Origin of the sequence: Alistipes sp. An31A, from assembly GCF_002159425.1 — a bacterium.
Taxonomy (GTDB): Bacteria; Bacteroidota; Bacteroidia; order Bacteroidales; family Rikenellaceae; genus Alistipes; species Alistipes excrementigallinarum.
Map to the genome: position 1 here is coordinate 238,949 of NZ_NFIO01000001.1, position 22,008 is coordinate 260,956.

A 22,008-nucleotide genomic window follows, 5' to 3' on the forward strand; every position below is an offset into this window, starting at 1 on the left:
TACCCTCCGGAGCCTGCAGCCCGAATGTTTGATGTGCGGATGTGTGTGTTGCGGGGAGGTTTGGCCCCGGTTTGCGGTATTGTCCCGACCGGAGACAAAACGCGGATATCCGGTAAACAGGTTTCGAAACAGTGATGACACGAGCCCTTTTACTGCTCGTGTTGGCGGTGCTCTTTGCACCCCGGCACGCATGCGGCCAGATTGCCGACAGCACCGGCCGCACTTGCCTTGTCCCCGCCTCGGCCCTCCTACGAGCGCCGCATCGACCGGCGCCGCTCGACGCGCGCCTACCGCATGACCTTCGTCGCCATGCCGCTCATCGTCGGGGGCCTGGTCATGAAGCCCTTCGATGACGATTTCCGCGAGCTGCGCAACGACCATGCCCGTTCGTTCGACTACCACTACGACGACTACGTGCAGTACCTCCCCATGGCCACCATGTTCGGTATGAAGGCCTTCGGCGTGCGAAGCCGCAGTTCGTGGGGGCGCATGCTGGTCTCGGATGCCTTCTCCGCCGCGCTGATGGCCACGGCGGTCAACTCGCTCAAGTACTCCTGCAAGGTGATGCGCCCCGACGGCTCGACGCGCAACTCCTTCCCCTCGGGACATACGGCGACGGCCTTCATGGCGGCCACGATGCTCCACAAGGAGTACGGCCACCTCTCGCCCTGGGTGAGTGTCGGGGGCTATACGGTGGCCACGCTGACGGGCGTCTCTCGCCAGCTCAACAACCGCCACTGGGTGAGCGACGTGATGGTGGGGGCCGGCATCGGCATCCTTGCCACGGAGCTGGGCTACTTCTTCGCCGACCTCATCTACAAGCGGCGCGGGCTCAACGTCGAGGAGACGATGCTTGTCTACGACCGCTACCGCTGCCCCTCGTTCCTGAGCTTTTCGCTCGGACTTTCGACCATGCCGGGCAGCTACCGGCTGGGACCCTCCACGCGCGTCGAGCTGATGTCGGGTCCCTCGGTGGGGGTCGAGGGGGCGTGGTTCCGCACACCCTACTGGGGCATCGGCGGACGTCTCTCGTCGTCGTATCTGCGCGTGAGCGTCAACAATGTCTCGCAGACCGAGAACCTCAAGTGCGCCTCGGCCAGCGCCGGACTCTACCTCTCCTACCCCTTCTCGGTGCGGTGACTCCTGGGGTCGAAGCTCTGGGCGGCTATGAGGGCTACAAGAGCTGCAACACCGATACGACCCGCCTGGGGGGCTGCGGCGGATTCCAGCTCGGAACGGGCGTGTCGGCTACCTACCTTGCCTCGCAGAACTTCGGCGTGCGCTTCCTGCTCGACTACGACATGGCGCCGCCGATGTTGCGCTCGTCGCACGAACGGCTGCATCGGGTGACGCTGGGCCTTGCCGTGGCGGCCGTCTTCTGAGGCGCGGCCCTGCAGACTCTGCCGCTCCGCCGCAGAGGCGCTTTCTGAAAACAAACCGAGTCCCCAAACTCCTTCCGGTGTTCGGGGACTCGGCCGTTTCGTGCGGTTGCTGCGTCGCGGATTACTTCCGCGTCAGCTTGAACTTCAGCTCGTTGACCAGTTCGAAGGGCTCGCCTGCGCTTGCGCCCTCACCCAGCTGACAGCGAGTGGTTCTGAGTGTGAAGGCGAGCGTCCCCGACCGGGTAAAGGTCATCTTTGCGGGGGCCTCGATGTCAATCAGGACGACGAGCACGCCTGCCAGGTCGATGCGCAGCTGGGGCGCGGTCAGCGCGGCCGAGAGTTGCGTATCGTCGGCCGTGGGGGTGCCGATTTCCACCTCGTAGGAGATGTCGCCCAGCATGGTGAGCAACTGTGCGGCCTGCTCCTCGCCCAGGAGGGCCGTAACGAGGGTTGAGGCCGGGAAGCGGGGAATGACGATGCGGCCATCCTCCACGCGGAGCGATACTTCGACGCCGTTCTGCGCCTCGGGTGAGGGGTTGAGGCTGCTCGGTGAGGGGGTGAAGTCGAAGGTGCCCGCATATTCGCCCGTCATGTCGGAGAGGGAGAGGGGAGTCGGCGACTCCTTTTTGTTGCTGTTGCCGCAGGCGGTGAAGAGCGCCGTCGCAAGGAGGCAAAGGGCCGTAGCCGTCAATCTGCACAGATGTTTCATAGTCGTTTGTTTTTGGTGATACGGCTCAAATGTAGCGACGGGCGGTCTCTTGGTCAAATAAATTCAACGGACCGTCGGATTTTCCCCACCGGGAGGCGGTTTTCCATCACAAGGGTTTTGCGGGGCGGGAGTGTTTGCCCGGCATTTGCCGCGGCATATGCCGGTGGAGCAGACACCGGTGGAGCAGACAGCCGGTGAAGCCGGTTCTGGCGGAGCAGATAGCCGGGCCGAAGCGGGCTGCATCTGTCCGGGGCGCGCAAAAAGAGGAGGTCCGGCAGATGCCGAACCTCCTCGGAGTCTTTGGTCGAAGCGACAGGGGTCGCTCCGTAGTTTTCGTCGATTAGAGAATGCCCTGCTCAACCATCGACTTGGCAACCTTCATGAAGCCGGCGATGTTGGCGCCCTTCATGTAGTTGATGTAGCCGTCCTTCTCCGTGCCGTACTCGAGGCAGGCGTGGTGAATCGACGACATAATCTGGTGCAACTTGGCATCGACCTCCTCGGCCGTCCAGTTGAGCTTCTGTGCGTTCTGCGTCATCTCGAGACCCGACGTAGCCACGCCGCCGGCGTTCACCGCCTTGCCCGGGCCGTAGGGAATCTTCGCCGCGATGAAGGCGTCGATGGCCTCCGGACGGCAACCCATGTTCGAAACCTCGGCAACAATCTTCACGCCGTTGGCCAGCAGCTTCTTGGCATCCTCGCCGTCAAGCTCGTTCTGCGTTGCGCACGGCATGGCGATGTCGACCTTGACCTCCCACGGTTTGCGGCCGGGGAAGAACTGCGAGCCGGGGAACTTCTTGGCGTAGGGCTCCACAACGTCGTTGTTCGAGGCGCGGAGCTCGAGCATGTAGGCAATCTTCTCCTTGTCCAGACCGGCCGGGTCGTAGATGTAGCCGTCGGGACCCGAAATGGTCACCACCTTGGCACCCAGTTCGGTAGCCTTCGTAGCGGCACCCCAGGCCACGTTGCCGAAGCCCGAAATGGCGATGGTCTGGCCCTTGATGTCCATGCCGGCCTTCTCAAGCATCTGGCGCAGGAAGTATACGGCGCCGAAGCCCGTAGCCTCGGGACGAATCAGCGAACCGCCGTAGGTCATGCCCTTGCCCGTCAGCACGCCCGTGTTCTCGCGCGCCAGCTTGCGGTACATGCCGTAGAGGTAGCCGATTTCGCGGCCGCCCACGCCGATGTCACCGGCCGGAACGTCGGTCTCGGGACCGATGTGGCGCCACAGTTCGGTCATGAAGGCCTGGCAGAAACGCATCACCTCGCGGTCCGACTTGCCCTTGGGGTTGAAGTCCGAGCCGCCCTTCGCACCGCCCATCGGCAGCGTCGTCAGCGCGTTCTTGAAAATCTGCTCGAAGCCCAGGAACTTCAGAATCGAGGGATTCACCGAGGGATGGAAACGCAAACCGCCCTTGTAGGGACCGATGGCGTTGTTGAACTGGAAGCGATAGCCGGTGTTGACCTGCACTTCGCCCTTGTCATCCACCCATACCACCTTGAACGTGAAGCTGCGGTCGGGTTCAACGATGCGCTCCGCAATGCGGTTGGCTTCGAACTCCGGATGCTGGTTGTAGGTCTCCTCTACGGTCATCAGCACTTCGCGAACGGCCTGCAGGTACTCGCTCTCGCCCGGGTGCTTCTTCTCGAGCTCGGCCATCAGTTTGTTTACATTCATAGTCTGTGAAGTTTTAGTTGGTTGTTGTTTAGTACAAATATAGTATTATTTCCGATAGATTGTAACTCTCCATGGAAAATTTTAGCAAATTCGTCACACGGTCTCATCGGCCGGGCACTCGGCGATGATGCCCTTGTTCGAACGTCCGTCGATATAGACCCGCAGCGGCCGCTCGAAGCGCACCTGGCGCAGGAACTCCCCTTCGCGGAGCGCTGGCCGGGCGTCGAGCCGCGAGATGCGGAAGCTGCCGTCGCCGCGGAAGGGGTTGATGGTCAGATAGCCCACCCCCAGCGAGGTGACGTTCTGGAAGAAGTGGGTGCCCTGCGAGGGCTCGACCTCGAAGCGTTCGATGCCGCACTCGACGATGACCTTCGCCTCGGAGATGTGGGTCCACTTGACCGGGACGCCGAGGAAGGGGTCCGACGAGCCCCAGCGGCCCGGGCCTACCAATATATAGGAGCGCCCCTCCTCGCGCATGCTGCGGTTGAACTCCAGCAGCTCCTGGGCGATGCGCTCGGTCGAGAGCGTGTCGAAGGTCTCGGGCTTCACGTAGATGATGTCCGCCAGGTCGTGCATGGCGCCGATGCCCAGCGCGCTCTCGGCGTAGATGAGCGCCTCGGAGGTGTCGACCGTCGACCAGTCCATCGGCCGGTTGTCCTGGTTGTCGATGATGGGGCGAATCTGCAGCAGGTTGAAAATCCGCTGCTGGCCCGCCGGGACGTCCATGTTGACGGCAAACTCCACCTCGACCGGGCAGCGCATCTCCTCGGTGCCCATGCGCAGGATGTCGCAGACGATGTCGGCCAGCGGGAAGGTGTTGTACTTCAGAATGTTGTTGAACGTGATGACCTTCCGCCCAGGGTCCATGGGGCTGTCCGAGATGCGCTCGTTCTCGCGGTCCCACACCGAGCAGACGTAGCGGGCGTTGCGCAGCGTGGAGATTTGCGTGAGGTCGAGCCGGTGGAGGTTCACCGCATCGTCAATCGAGGTGCGGAACTCCTCGGGGCGGAGGCTCAGGGCCAGCACCTCGCTCTGCGTGTCGCGCAGCGCCAGCTCGGGCGTCGAGGTCTGGAGCACCTTGCGGGGATGGCTGGGCGAGAAGCGAAGCGTGCGGCCGCCGTCGACCACCAGCTTGCCCAGGCCCATCGCCACGTTGCAGATGCCCTCCTCGGGCGTCTCGTCGCCGATGGGGTAGTAGTTGATGGAGCGGGCCACGCCCGAGAAGGTGGGCATGAAGAGCCCCTCCTGCTCCGTGCCGCAGACCTCCTGGATGATGACCGCCATCTTCTCCTCCGAGATGACGTTCTGCGACGAGGAGATGTAGGCGCGCGAGGCGGCGAAGTAGACCGAGGCGTAGACGCTCTTGATGGCCTTGAGCAGCAGGCGGAGCATCTGCCCCTCGTTGTCCACGTGGGGAATCATGTAGGTCGAGTAGATGCCGGCGAAGGGCTGGTAGTGCGAATCCTCCAGCTTGGAGGATGAGCGCACGGCCAGCGGTCCGGAGGTGGTGCGGATGTAGGCGCGCAGCTCCTCCTGCAGCTTGACCGGCACGGTCGAGCCGACGAACTCCGAGAGAATCACGTCGTCGGGCAGGTCCTGCGAGATGATGTATTTCAGACCGTTCAGACGGATGAACTCGTCGAAGTAGTCGGTGGCGATGACCACCGAGCGGGGGATGAGGATGCGTACCCCCTCGTGCTTGTCGTACTGGCGGTACTTGATGAGCATCGAGTTCATGAAGGCCAGGCCGCGCGCCTTGCCGCCCAGCGACCCCTCGCCGATGCGGGCGAAGGCCACCGCGTCGGAGTAGGTCTCTGGGTCGAAGCGGGCGATGACCCCTTGCCCGAGCAGCGTGCGGTAGTCCTTGATGAGGTTGACGATGGCGCGGCGGTGCGCTTCGCGCGTGGCGAAGTGGCTCTTGTTGTGGCGGCGGATGGCGGCCGCCAGCGGGAACAGACCGCGCGAGTAGAGCCACTTGGAGAGGTGGTTCTGCGAGGTGTGGTACTCGAAGGCGTCGTCGGGGATGGTGGCAATCATCTCCTGCATCTGCTTCAGGTCGCGGGCGCTGCCGATGACGGCCCCCGTGGCGGGGTCCTTGAAGATGAAGTCGCCGAAGGCGAACTCCCGGGAGATGTATTCGTGCAGTTGCGAGAGCAGCGTCTTGGAGTTCTTGGCGATGAAGCCCACGCCCAGCTGGCGGGCAATCTCCTCGAATTCGGTCTGCGACGACTGCAGCAGGATGGGCATCAGCGGGTTGTCCTCGCGGATGTGACGGCAGAGGTCGATGCCGGCGTCGCGCTTCTCGCTCTGCGAGGGGTCGTTGCGGTGGAGGACGAAGCCCACGTCGGAGATGACGCCCAGCAGGTTGTTGCGGTAGCGGTCGTAGAGGTCGACCGCCTCCTCGTAGGAGGTGGCCAGCAGAATCTTGGGCCGCGCGCGCTTGCGCAGCACCTGCTGCTGCTCGTTGAGCGCATCCTTCAGAAATTCGGTGTTCTGCAGCAGGATGAGCTTGTAGAGCTCGGGCAGGTAGGTCGAGTAGAAGCGGATGGAGTCCTCGACCAGCAGGATGGCCTGGACACCCCCCTGGAGCATGTCCTCGCGGGCGTTCATGGCATCCTCGATGAGCTTGATGATGGCGATGATGAGCTCCGTGTTGCCGTGCCAGCAGAAGATGTAGTCGAGTGCCGAGCGGTCGCGCTCCTCGATGCGGCGGTAGATATCCTTCGAGAAGGAGGTCAGCAGCGCGATGGGGATGCGCGGGTGGCGCTCCTTGACGATGTGGGCAAAGGCGAAGACGTCGGGCTCGCCGACGTTGTACATCGTCAGGATGAAGTCGTAGGAGTCATCCTCGTCCAGCAGCTCGAGCGCCTCGGCTGTCGAGCTCACGCGGGTGAACGAGGGGGGATTCGAGAGGTTGAGTTCGAGGTACTCCTGGTTAATCTGCGACTCGATGTGGCCGTCCTCCTCGAGGATGTAGCCGTCGTAGCTGCAGCAGACCAGCAGAATCTTGTGAATCCGGTATTTCATGAAGCGGTAGGGCTCCCGGCTCTCGGGCAGCCGCTCTTCGGGGGTATTCTCCATGGCAGTCGGTTTAGACATTGTCGAATATACAAATATAAAGATAAAGGGCGTGATATCCAATAGCAGGAGCCATTTCGTCGGTGCGTTGTGACCCGCTGCGGGCGGCAAAAGGGCGACTTTCCCGAAATGAATCGGGGGGAGCCGATGCAAATCGGTTTTTATTGTTATCTTTGCGTAGACTTACGAAAATCCAAGGAGATGAATTCCGATAAATATGTTCTGCAGGAGGTCACCACGCCGGCCCTCGAGCGCGAGTGGCTCGACCTCCCCAAACGCATCTACAAGGGCAACCGCAACTGGGTCTGCCCCCTCGATGTCGACATCCGCGAGGTCTTCGACCCTGCGAAGAACGACCTGTTCGCCGACGGCGAGGCCATCCGCTGGGTGGTGCGCGACGCCTCGGGCGAGGTGGTGGGGCGCATCGCGGCCTTCTACAACCGCGAGAAGGCGGCCCTCGAGGAGCAGCCCACGGGCAGCTGCGGTTTCTTCGAGTCGATTGAGGACCAGCGCGTGGCCGACATGCTCTTCGACGCCTCGCGCATGTGGCTGGCCAGCCGCGGCATGGAGGCGATGGACGGCCCGGTCAACTTCGGACAGCGGCGCGACTGGTGGGGCCTGCTGGTCGAGGGCTACGAGTTCCAGCCCCTCTACCGCAACCCCTACAACCCGCCCTACTACAAGGAGCTGTTCGAGAACTACGGCTTCCAGAACTACTTCAACCAGAACAGCTACATCTGGCGGGCCAACGTCTCGGAGACGAGCGCCCGGATTTTCGACCGCGCCGAGCGGCTCTACTCGACGCCGGGCTACCACGTCGAGACCATCGACATGAACAATCTGGAGGAGGAGGCCGAGAACTTCCGCCTGGTCTACAACAAGGCCTGGGCGCTCTTCTCGGGGGTGAAGCCCATGACGCAGGAGGAGGCGCTCTACATGATGCGCCAGATGAAGCCGCTCATCGACCCCAACATCATCTTCTTCGCCTATTTCAACGACGAGCCCATCGGCTTCTTCATCACGGTGCCCGACCTGAACCGCATCATCGGCCGCTTCAACGGCCGTTTCGGCTGGTGGCAGAAGCTGCAGCTGCTCTGGGAGCTGAAGGTGCGCAAGCGCAGCGACCGCATCTTCGGCGTGATTTTCGGCATCGCGCCCGAGTTCCACGGCAAGGGCGTCGAGTCGGCCATCATGGTCAAGTACTGGCACTTCATGATGGAGCAGCAGACGCGCTACAAGACGCTCGAGCTGGCGTGGATTGGCGACTTCAATCCGGTGATGAACCGCATGATTGAGACCTACGTCTGCGCCACGCGCCATAAGGTCCACACCACCTACCGCTATCTGTTCGACCGCACGAAGGAGTTCCACCGCTGTCCGCGGCTGGGCGTCAAGCGGCGCGACGAGTAGCTGTGCGGGGCGCCGCGCGCGGCGTGCACCGGGCCGGCCGTGCGGTGCTCCGGGAAGAGTCCTCTCCGTGCAGCTCTCTTCGGGGGCGGCCTCCGGCGGAGGATGCCGGCGCGCCGGAAAATCTTAGGAAAACGAATTGACCGAACCTAAAACAACCATAATGAAAACAACCGCTTTCACCAAGTACCACCTCGCGGCGGGGGCCAAGATGGCCGAGTTCGCGGGGTACAACATGCCCATCGAGTTTACGGGCATCAACGACGAACATATGACCGTGCGTAACGGCGTGGGAGTCTTCGACGTGAGCCACATGGGCGAAATCTGGGTCAAGGGGCCCAAGGCCGAGGCGCTGCTGCAGCACATCACGACCAACGACGTGTCGAAGCTCTACGACGGCAAGGTGCAGTATTCGTGCATGCCCAACGGCCGCGGCGGCATCGTCGACGACATTCTGGTCTACCGCATCGACGCCGAGACCTACCTGCTGGTGGTCAACGCCGCCAATACGGAGAAGGACTGGGCCCACATCTGCGCCGAGGGGGCCAAGATGGGGCTCGAGGCGGGTCCGGGCAAGCAGCTCTACAATGCCTCGGATGAAATCTGCCAGCTGGCCGTGCAGGGACCGCTGGCCATGAAGGTCGTCCAGAAGATGTGCGACGAGCCGGTCGAGCAGATGGAGTACTACACCTTCCGCAAGATGAAGGTGGCGGGCTGCGATGCCATCCTCTCCATCACGGGCTACACGGGCTCGGGCGGCTGCGAAATCTACGTGGCCAACGAGGATGCCGACCGACTGTGGAAGGCGCTCTGGGAGGCCGGTGCCGAGTACGGTCTGAAGAACATCGGTCTGGGTGCGCGCGACACGCTGCGTCTGGAGAAGGGCTTCTGCCTCTACGGCAACGACATCGACGACACGACGTCGCCCATCGAGGCGGGTCTGGGGTGGATTACCAAGTTTGTCGACGGCAAGGATTTCATCGACCGTCCGCTCATGGAGCGTCAGAAGGCCGAGGGTGTGACGCGCCGTCTGGTGGGCTTCAAGCTCATCGACCGCGGCATTCCGCGCCATGGCTACAAGCTCACCTCGCCCGACGGTGCGGAGATTGGCCACGTCACCTCGGGTACGATGTCCCCCTGCATGAAGGTGGGCTTCGGCATGGGCTACGTGAAGCCCGAGTTTGCGAAGCCGGGGTCGGAAATCGCCGTCGAGGTGCGCGGCCGTCTGCTGCGCGCCGAGGTGGTGAAGCTCCCCTTCGTATAGCGGTCCGTTGTGCGGCGCCCGCAGCGGGTGCTGCCCACGCTGAGACAAAGAAGCGGTCCCGGGAACCGGGACCGCTTCTTTATTTTATACGGCATCTGCGGCGGGGCAGGATTTACGGTGGGGCAGGGTAGGGCGCTGCGGGGAGGGGCGCCTCGGGTCCGGACGCCTTGGGTCCGGCAGTCTCGGGTCTACGCCCTGCTGCCTGCCGCTGGCTGCTCTGCTTCTGACGCCTTGGGATGGACTGGTTTGGGGCGGAATGTTCCGGAGGGGGCGGCTCAGCGTCCCGACTCCTCGTCGTAGAGCTGCTCGAAGAGCGTGCGGAGCTGTGCCTCGTCGTCGAGCAGGCGGCGCAGCCGTTCGAGCGCGCGGGCGTTCTCCGTATCGGAGAGCCAGAGGCGGAGGTAGCCTCCTTCGCCGTACTTCTCGTGCAGGTGGGCCCGGCAGCGGGCATACTGCTCCGCGCGGTCGAGCTCGGGGCAGTGGGCAAACCCGTACTGGAGCGTGCGGCGGAGGATGACCATCGGCTCGATGAGGCGGTCGGCCTCGGCGACGATGCGGCCGTAGAGGTTGCGGGGCGGCTCCTTGGCCGAGGCGCGGTGGTCCTCGACGGCGCAGCGCATCGCGGCGATTTGCTCCTCGTCGAACCAGCGGCGCAGCGCGGTGTCGGCCGCCAGAATCTCGCCCGAGACCGTATGGTGGCGCTCACGTCCGGCCACAAGTCCCGTGTCGTGGTAGGCGGCCACGGTGTAGGCCATGTCGGGGTCGGCGCCCAGTTCGCGGGCCAGCGTCAGGCTGCGGTCAATGACCGAGCGGACATGCCGCCGGTCGTGTGCACGGTCGAACGAGTCGTAGCGGGGGATAATCTCCGCTTCGATGTAGGTTGCAAGGCTCGGGGTGGGTTTCATGGTGCGAAGATAGCCAAAAATCCGCTCGCTGCGGAGCTTTGCCTCGCCGGGAGTGCGCCTTAGGGGCAAAAATTGCCTGCGTCATGGCGTTTTGCACGGCCCTTTTACTATCTTTGTCCCCTGGAAACTATTGCGGTATGAAGACAAGTGCGGAGTTGAGGGAGATTGCGCAGTTCATCGCCGAGTATGCCACGCGGCTCATGGGCTCGGGGGTCCACACCTCGCGCGTGGTGCGCAACTCGAAACGGCTCGGGGCGGCACTCGGCGTGCGGGTGATGGTCTCGGCCTTCCAGAAGGAGATGACCTTCTCGGTCTACGACGACGAGAGCCGCGAGGTCTACAGCGAGGTGGCCGACATTCCGCCCCGTCCCATCAGCTTCGAGCTCAACGCCGAGCTGAGCGCCCTGAGCTGGGAGGCCTACGACTGTCGGCTGTCGCTCCCCGAAATCCGCGCCCGCTACGAGCGCATCATCACCCGGCCGCGGCTCGACCCCGTCTTCACGCTGCTGCTCGTCGGCTTTGCCAACGCCTCCTTCTGCCGCCTCTTCGGCGGCGACTGGTGCGCCATGGGCTTCGTCTTCACGGCGACGCTGCTGGGCTTCTTCCTCAAGCAGCGGATGCAGGCGCGCGGATTCAACCACTACGTCACCTTCATCGCCTCGTCGTTCACCGCCTCGATGTACGCTTCGGGGGCGCTGATTTTCGAGACCACCTCCGAGATAGCCATCGGTACGAGCGTGCTCTACCTCATCCCCGGCGTGCCGCTCATCAACGGCGTCATCGACATCGTCGAGGGGCATGTGCTCAACGGCATCGCCCGCCTCACCTCGGCGCTGATGCTCATCGTCTGCATCGCCGTCGGGCTGTCGTGCACGCTTATGATTGTCAAAAACGGATTGCTATGACGCTGCTCGACCTCCTCTCCGACGGATTCTTCGCGGCGATTGCCGCCATAGGCTTCGGAGCCATCTCCGACCCGCCGATGCGCGCCTTCCCGGTCATCGCGCTGCTGGCCGCCGTCGGCCATGCGTTCCGCTTCGCCCTGATGCAGGCGGGACTCGACATCGCCAGCGCCTCGCTCTGCGCCTCGGTGGTCATCGGCGTGGGAAGCCTGTTGCTCGGCGGCCGCATCCTCTGCCCGATGACCGTGCTCTTCATCCCGGCGCTGCTGCCGATGATTCCCGGCATGTATGCCTACAAGACGGTCTTCTCGATGATTATGTTCATGCAGAACATCGACAATCCGGCCGCCAGCAGCACCTATCTGCTTGAGATTGTCCGCAACGGCTTCGTCACCTGCAGCGTCATCTTCATGCTTGCGGCGGGTGCTGCGGCCCCCATCTTTCTCTTCAACAAACGGGCGCACTCGCTCACGCGCCGCAAAGAGTACGACAGCAAATCATGAACGAACTCTTCTGGCAGACCATCGCGCGTTACAACGCCACGACGTGGCCCGTGCAGCTGGCCATTCTGGCGGCGGGCATCCTCCTCACGGTGCTGCTCTACCGGCGGCCGTCGCGGGCGACGAAGCTGGCCATGAAGCTCTATCTGGTCTTCGTCAACGGGTGGATTGCAGTGGCCTACTATCTGGTGGCCTGCCGCGAGCGGGCCTACAGCGGCGTGATGGCCTTCTTCTGGGGGGTGATGGCCCTCATCTGGCTCTACGACCTGGCGGTGGGCTACACCACCTTCGAGCGTACGCGCCGCCACGACCGGCTGGTGTGGTTCTTCTTCGCCGTTCCCTTCTGCTATCCGCTCCTCTCGCTGCTGCGCGGTCTGGAGTTCCCGGCGCTGACCTCGCCGGTGATGCCCTGCTCGGTGGCGGTCTTCACCATTGGGCTGCTGCTCGCCTTTTCGAAGCGGGTGAACCTCTTCGTCATCCTCTTCCTCTGCCACTGGGCGCTTATCGGCTTCTCGAAAATCTATTTCTTCGGCATTCCCGAGGATTTGCTGCTCGCCTGTGCGCTGCTGCCGGCCCTCTACCGCTTCCTGCGCGAATACATCGACACCCATGTGCATGGCGATTCGAAGCCCGACGTGCGGGTCATGAACGGCCTGCTGCTGGTGATGTGCGCAGCGCTGGGGCTCTTCTTCGCCGTGACCCTCTGGCGCCAGGTGGCGGGAATGCTCGGCTGATTCCGGCGCGCGGCTTCTGCTCCGCCTTTTTGGCGTTTGGGACGGTCGCGTCTTCGTATTCCAATAGATAAAAAGAGCCTCCGACACGCGCGCGTGTCGGAGGCTCTTTTCGTTGGCTCTTCCCGGGAGGATTTCATGCAGCCGGTTTCGGCGCATCCTTCAAGCCGCCGTTCGTACGGCCCGGTATGGAACGGCCCGGACGCCCTTCCGGCCTGCCGGGCAATTCCGCATCGAAACTCCCTTGGGCGGCTGCCGGGTCGCTACTTGGCGTAGGAGACGGCGCGCGTTTCGCGGATGACCGTAATCTTGACCTGGCCCGGGTAGGTCATCTCGTCCTGAATCTTCTTGGCGATGTCGTGCGAGAGGCTCTCCGACTCCTGGTCCGAGAGCTTGTCGGCGCCGACGATGACGCGCAGCTCGCGACCCGCCTGGATGGCGTAGGTCTTCATCACGCCGGGGTACGACAGTGCGATGTCCTCCATCTCCTTCAGACGCTTGATGTAGCTCTCGACCACCTCGCGGCGGGCTCCCGGACGGGCTCCCGAGATGGCGTCGCAGACCTGGATGATGGGGGCGATGAGCGAGGTCATCTCAATCTCGTCGTGGTGGGCGCCGATGGCGTTGCATACCTCGGGCTTCTCCTTGTACTTCTCGGCCAGCTTCATGCCGATGATTGCGTGGGGCAGTTCGGGCTCGTCGTCGGGCACCTTGCCGATGTCGTGCAGCAGACCGGCGCGGCGGGCCAGCTTGGGATTGAGGCCCAGCTCGGCAGCCATGATGCCTGCCAGGTTGGCCGTTTCACGGGCGTGCTGGAGCAGGTTCTGGCCGTAGGACGAACGGTATTTCATCTTGCCAATCATGCGAATCAGCTCGGGATGCAGGCCGTGGATGCCCAGGTCGATGGTCGTGCGCTTGCCCACCTCGACAATCTCCTCCTCGATTTGCTTCTGGACCTTGGCCACCACCTCCTCGATACGGGCGGGGTGGATGCGGCCGTCGGTGACCAGCTGGTGGAGCGCCAGACGGGCAATCTCGCGGCGCACGGGGTCGAAGCCGCTCAGGATGATGGCTTCGGGGGTGTCGTCGACGATAATCTCGATGCCCGTGGCGGCCTCGAGTGCGCGGATGTTGCGCCCCTCGCGGCCGATGATGCGGCCCTTGACCTCGTCGCTCTCGATGTTGAAGACCGTGACGGCGTTCTCGATGGCCGTTTCGGTCGCCACGCGCTGAATCGAGGCGATGATGATGCGCTTGGCTTCCTTCGTGGCGGTGAGCTTCGCCTCTTCGACCGTTTCGTTGATGTAGGCGGCCGCCTCGCTCTTGGCCTCGGCCTTCATGTTCTCGATGAGGATGTTCTTGGCATCCTCGGAGCTCATGCCCGAAATCTGTTCGAGGCGCACGTTCTGTTCGCGCTTGATTTGTTCGAGCTCCTCACGCTTGTGGTCGAGGAGCTGGAGTTGGTTCTGCAGCTGCTCCTTGAGGCGGTCGTTCTCGCGGCACTTGTTCTCCGCTTCGCGCTGCTGGTTCTGCAGGTTGGCCTCGAGCTGCTTGGCCCGCTGCTCGCTCTGGGCGAGCTTCTGGTTGCGCTCGTTTACCTGGCGGTCGTGCTCGCTCTTGAGCTGTATGAACTTCTCCTTGGCCTGGAGAATACGCTCCTTCTTGAGCATCTCTCCCTCGGCTTCGGCCTCCTTCACGGCGGCCTCGCAACGTTTCTTTATGGTGTTTTTCGTTACGAAGTTGGTGATGGCTATGTAGATGCCAACGGCAACGAGGGCGGAGATGCAGGCAGTCAAAATGATGGTTGTCATCTCTCTGTGTTTATAATTAGGTTAATTGTGGTCATAAAAAAACCGCATAGAGTTCCTTGTCTCGTTTGACGAATCTGCCGATAAGTCAAGTGTGGGGGCTCCGGGAATCGCAATCTTCCAACGGCATGCCGATGCATGCACCCCGAAGGGTTAAGGCCTGATTTTGAAGCACCGACGAGTTGCCCCAATGTAAAAAGTGTTCAGTTTCGCAAAGCTTAAGGAATCTATGCGGGTAGATTTTCCTCCGAATATGTAAAAGAACGGTTTTCTATCTTGTGTTCGCTTGTCGTCTTGTGTCTTGTCGTCCGGTGGCTCTTGCCCCTCCGTCCGTTATCTTCAGCTCTTCCTTCCGGCCCCTTTTCGGCTCCCTTCCTTGATCCTCTTCCTTGGCCCGCTTCCTCGGCCCTTTTCTTCGATTCACTCCCTCGGTCCCTTTCTGTGGTCCGGAGGCTCTTTCGTTGCGGCCCCGGGGTCAGCGTTCGGGCTCCAGAGCGTTGAGGTAGCGGTCGAGCTCGTTGTCGAGCGCCGTCAGCCGCTTGAGGTCTTCATCGCCCACTTCGCGGCTCTGCTTCAGGTCGAGCAGCGCAATGGCGAACTTGAGCGCCGCCATCCCCAGGTAGTCCTGGTCGGTCCAGCCCTGGAAGTTGTTCTGCTTGATGGAGGCTACGTACTGGTTGACCTCCTTCTCGGCAAGCCGGTACAACTCCTCCTTCTCGCTCTCGATTTTGAACGAGTAGCTTTTGCCTGCCAGTTTGAGCTTTATTGCCTGCTGTGCCATCGGTTATTTCGTTGCCTGCCGCTCTTCGGCGCCCGTTTCGGGTTGTCGGAGCAGGGCGATGCACTTGTCTACCTCCCGCATAAGACGGTTTACGCGTGCCCGCGCCTTCTCTCTGCCGCCATCCCCTCCGGCCAGACCCTCCGCAAGCTGCGCCCGCGCCAACTCGGCATCGAGCGCGCGGATGCGCTCCTTCAGCGCACGGTTCTCGGCCTTCAGCGCGTCCCGCTCCGCGGTCAGCTCCCGGTTGAGCCGCACGGCGTCGCGGTGCTCGCCCATGAGCTGTCTGACACGGGCTTCTATGTTTACTATCACGCTCTTGTCGGCCATGGTCGTCGGAATGGATGACTTTCGCAATTCAAAGGTATGCAAAAGAACGGGAAAAAGCAAATTTTTTATGCCTCCGCGCGCTCGCCGTAGAGGTCGTATTCGGCTGCCGAGACGATGCGTACGGGGTAGAAGTGCCCCCGCAGCATGCGGCCCCCGGCGGCCGGAATCAGAATCTCCTGGTCCACCTCGGGCGAGTCGTACTGCGAGCGTCCGACGTAGTAGTCGCCCTGGCGCGAGTCAATGATGACGCGGCCGGTGCGGCCCACGCGGCGGAGGTTGTTCTCGAGCGATATTTCGCGCTGGAGCGTCATGATGCGCTCGACGCGCTGCTGCTTGACCTCGTCGGGGACGTCGTCCCTGAGCTCGAGCGCCGAGTAGGTCCCCTCCTCCTCGGAGTAGGCGAAGACGCCGAGCCGCTCGAAGCGGATGTCGCGCACGAACTGCAGCAGCTCCTCGAAATCCTCCTCCGTCTCGCCGGGGTAGCCCACCAGCAGCGTCGTGCGCAGCGCGATGTCGGGAATGCGCGTGCGCAGCCTGCGGATGAGCTCGTAGGCCTCGGCCTTGGTGTGGTGGCGCTTCATGGCCGTGAGCTGGCGGTCGGAGATGTGCTGGAAGGGGATGTCGAGGTATTTGCAGATTTTCGGCTCGCTGGCCATCACCTCGATGACCTCCTCGGGGAAGCCCGTGGGGTAGGCGTAGTGGAGCCGTATCCACTCGAGCCCCTCGATGCGGCAGAGTTCGCGGAGCAACTCGGCCAGCCGGCGGCGGCCGTAGAGGTCGATGCCGTAGTAGGTCGTGTCCTGGGCGATGACCATCAGCTCCTTCACGCCTCCGGCGGCGAGCTTGCGCGCCTCCTCCAGCAGCTGCTCCATCGGCACCGAGACGTGCGGGCCGCGGATGAGCGGAATGGCGCAGTAGCCGCAGCGCCAGTTGCACCCCTCCGAAATCTTGAGGTAGGCGTAGTGGCGCGGCGTGGTCAGGTGACGCTCGGTGGCCAGCTCCTCCCCCTCGGGGGCGCCCAGCGCGCGGGCGATGCCCGTCCAGTCGCGGGCGCCGAAGAAGTCGTCGACCTCGGGCAGCTCGGCCCGCAGCTCGTCGGCGTAGCGCTCCGAGAGGCAGCCGATGACGAAGAGCCGCTCGATTTTGCCCGCCTTCTTGGCCGCCGCCGCACGGAGTATCATGTCGACGGACTCCTGCTTGGCGTCGCCGATGAATCCGCAGGTGTTGATGACCACGACCTTGGCGTCGGTCCGGTCGCTGTCGAAGACCACTTCGTAGCCCGCCGCCTCGAGGCGGGCCATCAGATGTTCGCTGTCCACCGTATTTTTCGAACAGCCGAGCGTGATGACGTTGATTTTGCGCATCGTTGTTTCTCTCGTATTGGGGTTTGCATGCCGGCGTGCCGGCCGGGCGCTATTTTGCGGGTGCGCCCTGCTTCCCGTCGCCGAACAGCGCGTCGACGAACTCGCGGCGGTCGAAGATGCGCAGCTGGTCGATGCCCTCGCCGATGCCGATGTAGCGCACCGGGATGCGGAACTGGTCGCTGATGCCGATAACCACGCCCCCCTTGGCCGTGCCGTCGAGCTTGGTGATGGCCAGCGAGGTGACCTTCGTCGCCTGGGTGAACTGCTTGGCCTGCTCAAAGGCGTTTTGTCCCGTCGAGCCGTCGAGCACGAGCATCACCTCGTGCGGCGCGTCGGGGATGACCTTCGACATGACGTTGCGGATTTTCGTCAGCTCGTTCATCAGGCCGATTTTGTTGTGCAGACGGCCCGCCGTGTCGATGAGCACCACGTCGGCGCCGTTGGCCTTGGCCGACTTGAGCGTATCGAAGGCCACCGAGGCGGGGTCGGAGCCCATCTCCTGGCGAATCATCGTCGCCCCGGCGCGCTCGGCCCAGACGGCCAGCTGGTCGATGGCCGCGGCGCGGAAGGTGTCCGCCGCGCCGATGTAGACCTTGCGTCCCATGCGGGTGAGCTGGGCGGCCAGCTTGCCGATGGTGGTGGTCTTGCCCGCGCCGTTGACGCCGACGACCATCACCACGTAGGGCTCGCCCTCGCGCACGTCGAGGCCGAAGTTCTCGGCCGAGCCCACCGACTGTTCGAGCAGGTCGGCAATCTCCTCGCGCAGAATCTTCTGCAGCTCCGAGGCGTTCATGTATTTGTCGCGCGCCACGCGCTTCTCGATGCGGTCGATGATTTTGACGGTCGTCTCCACCCCCACGTCGGAGGTGATGAGCACCTCCTCCAGGTTGTCGAGCACCTCCGAGTCGATGGTCGAGCGTCCGGCCACGGCGCGCGCCAGCTTCGAAAAGAGGCCCGTCTTGGTCTTCTCGAGTCCGGCGGTGAGCTCCTCGCGCTGCTGTTCGGCCTGCTCGGGAGCGGCTTCGGCGGACTGTTTCTTCTTGAAAATGTCGAAAAATCCCATTCTGTAGATGTTTTGTGCAAAGATAATACCCTGCGCGCGCAAAACCAAACAAATGCCGGTCGAGAGGGCCCGCTTTTTCGGTCGGGAAGGCGGCCCGGGCGGCGAGGTTTGCGAAAAAACGCTATCTTTGTCGGAAACAACCATTCGCAAACGATGAAACGTGCACTCATCTGCCTGGTGGCGCTGCTCTTCGGAGGGCTCTCGCTGGCCGGGGCGCAGGACCTGCTGGTCCGTCGCGACGGACAGCGGCTGAAGGTCCTCGTCACGGAGATTTCACCCGAAACGGTGCGCTACAAGCGCTTCACGAACCCCGACGGTCCGACCTACGTGCTGCCCGTCGGCGAGGTCAGCTACATCGAATATCCCAACGGCGAGCGGGATGAATTTGCCCCGACCCCAACTCCGGCTCCGGTTGCTCCGGCTGCCCCGACACCGGACTCTGCCCCGACACCGGACTCTGCCCCGACACCGGACTCCGCTCCGACGTCCGCCCCGGTCACGGTGCCTGCTCCGGTCCCGGCTTCGATTTCTACACCGGTCGCTCCTGCTACCCCGACTCCGGCTCCCGTTCCGGCTGCGCCGGCGGATGGCCCGCAGCCGGAGCCGCAGTTGCAACCGGAGCCCCAACCTCAACCGGAGCCTCAGCCGCAACCACAGCCGGAGCAGACCTCCGGCGTGCGCACGGTGCGCAGCTACCGGCCGGGTGACTACTATGAAGTGGACGGTGTCGTGGGCGTCGTATGCGCCGTGACGGAGGACGGGCTGCACGGTTTGGTGCTCTCGCTCGACGAGCTCTTCCTGCCGTGGTGCCTGCTGCACAAGGAGCGGCTGCAGACGGTGGGGGCCGATTCGCGCGATGACGGGCGCAAGAACATGGAGGCTGTGGCCCGGGTCATCGAGCGCGACGGGCTTGCGTGGTCCGACTTCCCGGCCTTCGAGTGGTGCCACCGCAAGGGCGAGGGGTGGTATCTGCCCGCCATCGACGAGCTGCTCACCTTGGGGCACAACTACAACGGCGGCTCGCGCATGCGGCTCGACCGCGACGCCCGCGAGCGCTTCAACACCACGCTGCGGGAGCACGGCGGGCGGAAGCTCGACCGCTCCATCTACTACCTCTCGTCGACCGAGATTGATGCCCGCCGGGTATGGATGAGCCATCTGGGGCTCGAACCGCCCTATTTGAACGAAATTCAGAAGGGTACGAAGTACCTCGTGCGGGCGGTCCACCGCTTCTGATGCGGCTGCGGCGGCCTGGTCTGCATGATGCGACGGAGGTCGGCACACCCCGAAGGTGTGCCGACCTCCTGTTTTTCAGCGTATCGGTCCTCGACCTGCTTCGATTCAGTTCTGCTCCTCGCGCCGGGCGTATTCCGAGAAGTCGCAGCCGTAGTTCTCGTGGAGGTAGTCGTCCAGCTCGTCGGCCTTGAGGGCCAGCCCCGTCAGTTCGCGGCCGATGCGCGGCGCCTCGTCCGAGAAGATGTCGGTCAGGTGGACCCGGTAGGCGATGTAAATCTGGTTCTCCTCGAGCCCCAGCTTGTAGGGGGCCACGTCGGCCGAGAGCAGGTAGGTGAGCACCGGTTCAAGGTCGCGTTTGGGCAGGATGTTGATGGGCGAGGTGCAGAAGAGGTAGGAGTCCTCGTAGACGAAGAGTCGGATTTCGGAGCTCCCCTTGTGGAAGCGCCACGACTCCTGTCCGATGCGGGCCAGCACGGGGTCGACCCCCATTGCGGCAATCGCCTTTTCGCAGAACTGCGCCAGGTCGGTGAGCCCCCGCTCGCGGAAGACCCCCTCGGGCAGCCGCACGCCGCAGCTGGGGCAGTACTCCTCCTCGCCGGCGATGAACTCGTCGCAGCCGGGGCACTGCACTCGGTAGGTCGTCGCGTCGAGTTCGCCCGTGCGCTCGAGCATCGGGCGGAGGGCATCGACCGGGATGCCGAAGCCCATGTTGTCGGCATCGGTGAGCTTGCTCACCGTGATGGCGATGACCTCGTTGCGGAGGTTGAGCATCGGGCCGCCGCTGTTGCCGGGGTTGACCGCCGCGTCGGTCTGGATGTAGTGGCTCCCATCCATCAGCTGGTCGGGCGAGGAGATGCTCCCCTCGGTGAGGGTGAAGGGCATGCCGAAGGGGTAGCCCGCCACGCGGATTTTGTCGCCGATGAGGGGCTCCTCTGTGGCGAGGGTCAGCTCGGGCAGCGTCGAGAAGTCCCCCTCGGCGGCCAGCAGCGCAATGTCGCGGGCCGGGTTGGCCAGCACGACGTGGGCCCGCCACGCGCGGCGGTCGTTGTCCTGCAGGGCGACCGTGTGGAACCCCTCGATGACGTGGTAGTTGGTCACGAAGAGGTTGTGGCGCTTCAGGTAGAAGCAGCTTCCCGAACCGCCGGCATGGTTGACCTTCAGCACGGCGGCATAGAGCGAATTGCGGTCAGTCATCGTTCGGTCTGTTTAGGGTCGGGGCGCTCCGCGGCGCCGGCGGCGTCCGGGGCTTCCGTTCCGTGGATGCGTTGTTTCATGTAGCGCTCCAGAAAACCGCTCTGGAGCAGGACGCCGGTCATGGCTTCGCGCTGCAGCGGCGTGGGTTCCGCGGCGCCGGCCTCCGTGTCGGGTGCCTCCGATGCGGACGCCTCGCCCGACGGGGCTGCTTCGCCGGCCGAGGCCTTCGCCGACGGGGCTTCGTCGCCGCCATCCTCCTCTTCGCCGAAGTCGCCCTCCATGATGCACTCCATGGCGTCGTTGAGCAGCGGCGCGGCCTCCTCGAGCGGCCGCGAGGCGCTTTGGGCAAGAGCCTGCGAGATGACGGCGTCGACCTGCTCCGGCACGTCGCTGTTGTAGTACATCTCATAGAACTTGTAGACGGTCGAGAGGCAGCAGACGGCGTAATCCTTGCGTTCGAGCGCCTCGGCGCACCGTGCGGCGCTCTCCGAGAAGGCGTCCTGGATGCTTTTGAGTGTGGCGCGGCTCTTCTCGGGAATGAAGGTCTCGATGCGGTAGAGCCCCTCGGCGAGCTCCTCGTCGCTCATGGCGCCGAGCGTGCGGGCGAACGAGCAGCCGCGCGAGACCACCTCCGGAAGGGGTATGTCCTCGCGGTCGAGCTCGTGAATGGCGCGGTCGAGCCGGTTGAGCAGCTGCCCCTGCGGCCGGGCGAGGTAGCAGATGCGCAGCAGCGTCGTGGCGATGATGTTCCAGGCGTAGCCGTAGTTGCGCTCGTTCTGGAAGGCAGCGGCTTCGCGCAGCCCCTCGTCGCAGGCGGCGCGAATCGCGCCGCAGAGGCGGGCGACCATCTCCGCGTCGTAGCGCTCGATGCGGGGCTCGCAGATGCGGCGGGCGTGGAACTTGGTGACGAACTCGTCGTCGTAGCGGTCGCCCGTGTGGCAGATGTCGCGCAGCACGTAGTAGATTTTGGCGGGGTGGACGAGCGTCATCGGGCACTCGTATTCGAAGTAGAGGCGCTCGCCGCGCAGTACAATCCGCGGCAGGTCCATGCCGCAGATGTTGAGCACGGCGGCCTGGCGCAGCAGCGGGATGCGCCCCTTCCCGGGCAGTTCGAGGAAGGGGGCCTCGATGCGCAGCCGCCCGCCGTCGGTGCGGATGCGGACCACGATGGAGCCGTGGGGAATCTCGAATGCGGTGGCATCGGCGTTGCCGTAGCGCGTGCGCAGCCCCTTGCCGATGAAGTCGAGCAGCGCGAGGAACGAGTCGCGGTAGCGTTTCTCGTTGAAGGCCTCCAGACTGCGGTCAAAGGCGTCGGGGTCGAGGCGGCTGGCCGTCGAGGGGATGACCGAGGGGGTGAATGTGAGGGTCTGTTTCATGGCAGTGTCGTGTGAGCGGACCCCGCTCTTTTCCCAAATATAGCGATTTTTTGCGAGAAGATGCCACCCGACCCCCTGAAAAACACAAAGGGCACCCCGTCGGGATGCCCTTTGTATTTCGGATTTCTCCGGAAATACTTATTTCTTCTCCTCGAAGAACGCCTTGACCTGGTCGTTGGCGATGATGCCCTCCTTGAACATGTAGGCACCCGTCTTCTCGGACTTGACCATCTTGATGCACTTGGTAAACTGTCTGCCCGTGCCGGTCTTCAGTGTTGCGACTACTTTCTTTGCCATAACGCT

The 22,008-nt window shown here is 63.5% G+C and carries 20 protein-coding genes; 8 read left to right on the forward strand and 12 right to left on the reverse strand.

Annotated elements, in window-relative coordinates; all coding sequences use genetic code 11:
- The first annotated feature begins 228 nt into the window (after nt 1-228).
- Complete coding sequence (locus tag B5F90_RS01065) at nt 229-1,140, forward strand: phosphatase PAP2 family protein (protein WP_239307711.1); 912 nt, start codon at nt 229-231, stop codon at nt 1,138-1,140.
- The gene (locus tag B5F90_RS11095) at nt 1,137-1,382 is read left to right on the forward strand and encodes a hypothetical protein (RefSeq protein WP_239307712.1); all 246 of its coding nucleotides are present in this window, start codon (nt 1,137-1,139) and stop codon (nt 1,380-1,382) included. The genes B5F90_RS01065 and B5F90_RS11095 overlap by 4 nt, the downstream gene beginning before the upstream one ends.
- Nucleotides 1,383-1,503: 121 nt before the next feature.
- Here the strand turns inward: B5F90_RS11095 and B5F90_RS01070 are convergent, their stop codons facing one another.
- The 3 genes from B5F90_RS01070 to B5F90_RS01080 form a co-directional block, all read right to left on the reverse strand.
- Entirely contained in the window at nt 1,504-2,091 is a 588-nt protein-coding gene (locus B5F90_RS01070; RefSeq protein WP_087360175.1) for a DUF4840 domain-containing protein, read from the reverse strand.
- Between the two features lie 340 nt (nt 2,092-2,431).
- Complete coding sequence (gene gdhA / locus B5F90_RS01075; RefSeq protein ID WP_087360177.1) at nt 2,432-3,769, reverse strand: NADP-specific glutamate dehydrogenase; 1,338 nt, start codon at nt 3,767-3,769, stop codon at nt 2,432-2,434.
- Nucleotides 3,770-3,862: 93 nt separating this feature from the next.
- Nucleotides 3,863-6,850 carry a PEP/pyruvate-binding domain-containing protein gene (locus B5F90_RS01080; RefSeq protein ID WP_087360180.1) on the reverse strand — a complete coding sequence of 996 codons (2,988 nt, stop codon included), beginning with the start codon at nt 6,848-6,850 and terminating at the stop codon, nt 3,863-3,865.
- Between the two features lie 198 nt (nt 6,851-7,048).
- On the opposite strand from B5F90_RS01080, the gene B5F90_RS01085 reads away from it, so the two are divergent.
- Both B5F90_RS01085 and gcvT read left to right on the forward strand, forming a co-directional pair.
- Entirely contained in the window at nt 7,049-8,257 is a 1,209-nt protein-coding gene (locus tag B5F90_RS01085) for a hypothetical protein (RefSeq protein ID WP_087360183.1), read from the forward strand.
- A 160-nt stretch (nt 8,258-8,417) separates the two neighbouring features.
- Nucleotides 8,418-9,518: a glycine cleavage system aminomethyltransferase GcvT gene (gene gcvT / locus B5F90_RS01090; protein ID WP_087360186.1), complete on the forward strand. Its 1,101-nt coding sequence runs from the start codon at nt 8,418-8,420 to the stop codon at nt 9,516-9,518.
- Nucleotides 9,519-9,793: 275 nt separating this feature from the next.
- Here gcvT and B5F90_RS01095 read toward each other — a convergent pair whose 3' ends face one another.
- A complete protein-coding gene (locus B5F90_RS01095) occupies nt 9,794-10,423 on the reverse strand; it encodes an HD domain-containing protein (RefSeq protein WP_087360189.1) in 630 nt (209 codons plus the stop codon).
- 137 nt (nt 10,424-10,560) lie between these two features.
- Here B5F90_RS01095 and B5F90_RS01100 point away from each other — a divergent pair, with 137 nt between their 5' ends.
- Genes B5F90_RS01100 through B5F90_RS01110 form a run of 3 tightly spaced genes read left to right on the forward strand, consistent with a single transcriptional unit; the run spans nt 10,561 to nt 12,559 of the window.
- Entirely contained in the window at nt 10,561-11,328 is a 768-nt protein-coding gene (locus B5F90_RS01100; RefSeq protein ID WP_087360192.1) for a threonine/serine exporter family protein, read from the forward strand.
- The gene (locus B5F90_RS01105; protein ID WP_087360195.1) at nt 11,325-11,828 is read left to right on the forward strand and encodes a threonine/serine exporter family protein; all 504 of its coding nucleotides are present in this window, start codon (nt 11,325-11,327) and stop codon (nt 11,826-11,828) included. The genes B5F90_RS01100 and B5F90_RS01105 overlap by 4 nt, the downstream gene beginning before the upstream one ends.
- Nucleotides 11,825-12,559 (forward strand): DUF6064 family protein, encoded by a 735-nt coding sequence (locus tag B5F90_RS01110; protein ID WP_087360198.1) that lies wholly within the window; start codon nt 11,825-11,827, stop codon nt 12,557-12,559. The genes B5F90_RS01105 and B5F90_RS01110 overlap by 4 nt, the downstream gene beginning before the upstream one ends.
- A gap of 260 nt (nt 12,560-12,819) precedes the next feature.
- Here the strand turns inward: B5F90_RS01110 and rny are convergent, their stop codons facing one another.
- The 5 genes from rny to ftsY all read right to left on the reverse strand — a co-directional run bounded on the left by rny (nt 12,820) and on the right by ftsY (nt 17,899).
- Nucleotides 12,820-14,367: a ribonuclease Y gene (gene rny / locus B5F90_RS01115; protein ID WP_087360201.1), complete on the reverse strand. Its 1,548-nt coding sequence runs from the start codon at nt 14,365-14,367 to the stop codon at nt 12,820-12,822.
- Between the two features lie 472 nt (nt 14,368-14,839).
- A complete protein-coding gene (locus B5F90_RS01120; RefSeq protein ID WP_087360204.1) occupies nt 14,840-15,145 on the reverse strand; it encodes a cell division protein ZapA in 306 nt (101 codons plus the stop codon).
- Between the two features lie 3 nt (nt 15,146-15,148).
- Nucleotides 15,149-15,472, reverse strand: coding sequence for a hypothetical protein (locus B5F90_RS01125; protein ID WP_087360207.1), 324 nt, complete (start codon nt 15,470-15,472; stop codon nt 15,149-15,151).
- A gap of 65 nt (nt 15,473-15,537) precedes the next feature.
- Complete coding sequence (gene rimO / locus B5F90_RS01130; protein WP_087360210.1) at nt 15,538-16,836, reverse strand: 30S ribosomal protein S12 methylthiotransferase RimO; 1,299 nt, start codon at nt 16,834-16,836, stop codon at nt 15,538-15,540.
- A 49-nt stretch (nt 16,837-16,885) separates the two neighbouring features.
- A complete protein-coding gene (ftsY, locus tag B5F90_RS01135; protein WP_087360213.1) occupies nt 16,886-17,899 on the reverse strand; it encodes a signal recognition particle-docking protein FtsY in 1,014 nt (337 codons plus the stop codon).
- Nucleotides 17,900-18,052: 153 nt separating this feature from the next.
- Between ftsY and B5F90_RS10955 the strand changes: the two genes are divergently transcribed.
- On the forward strand, nt 18,053-19,135 hold the full coding sequence (locus B5F90_RS10955) for a hypothetical protein (protein WP_162607733.1): 1,083 nt from the start codon (nt 18,053-18,055) through the stop codon (nt 19,133-19,135).
- Nucleotides 19,136-19,240: 105 nt separating this feature from the next.
- Here the strand turns inward: B5F90_RS10955 and B5F90_RS01145 are convergent, their stop codons facing one another.
- From B5F90_RS01145 to B5F90_RS01155, 3 genes are all read right to left on the reverse strand, one after another.
- On the reverse strand, nt 19,241-20,329 hold the full coding sequence (locus B5F90_RS01145; protein WP_087360219.1) for a trypsin-like peptidase domain-containing protein: 1,089 nt from the start codon (nt 20,327-20,329) through the stop codon (nt 19,241-19,243).
- A complete protein-coding gene (locus B5F90_RS01150; protein ID WP_087360222.1) occupies nt 20,326-21,705 on the reverse strand; it encodes a hypothetical protein in 1,380 nt (459 codons plus the stop codon). Before B5F90_RS01150 ends, B5F90_RS01145 begins: the two co-directional genes overlap by 4 nt.
- Nucleotides 21,706-21,843: 138 nt before the next feature.
- Entirely contained in the window at nt 21,844-22,002 is a 159-nt protein-coding gene (locus tag B5F90_RS01155; RefSeq protein WP_087360225.1) for a DUF4295 domain-containing protein, read from the reverse strand.
- Between the last annotated feature and the right edge of the window lie 6 nt (nt 22,003-22,008).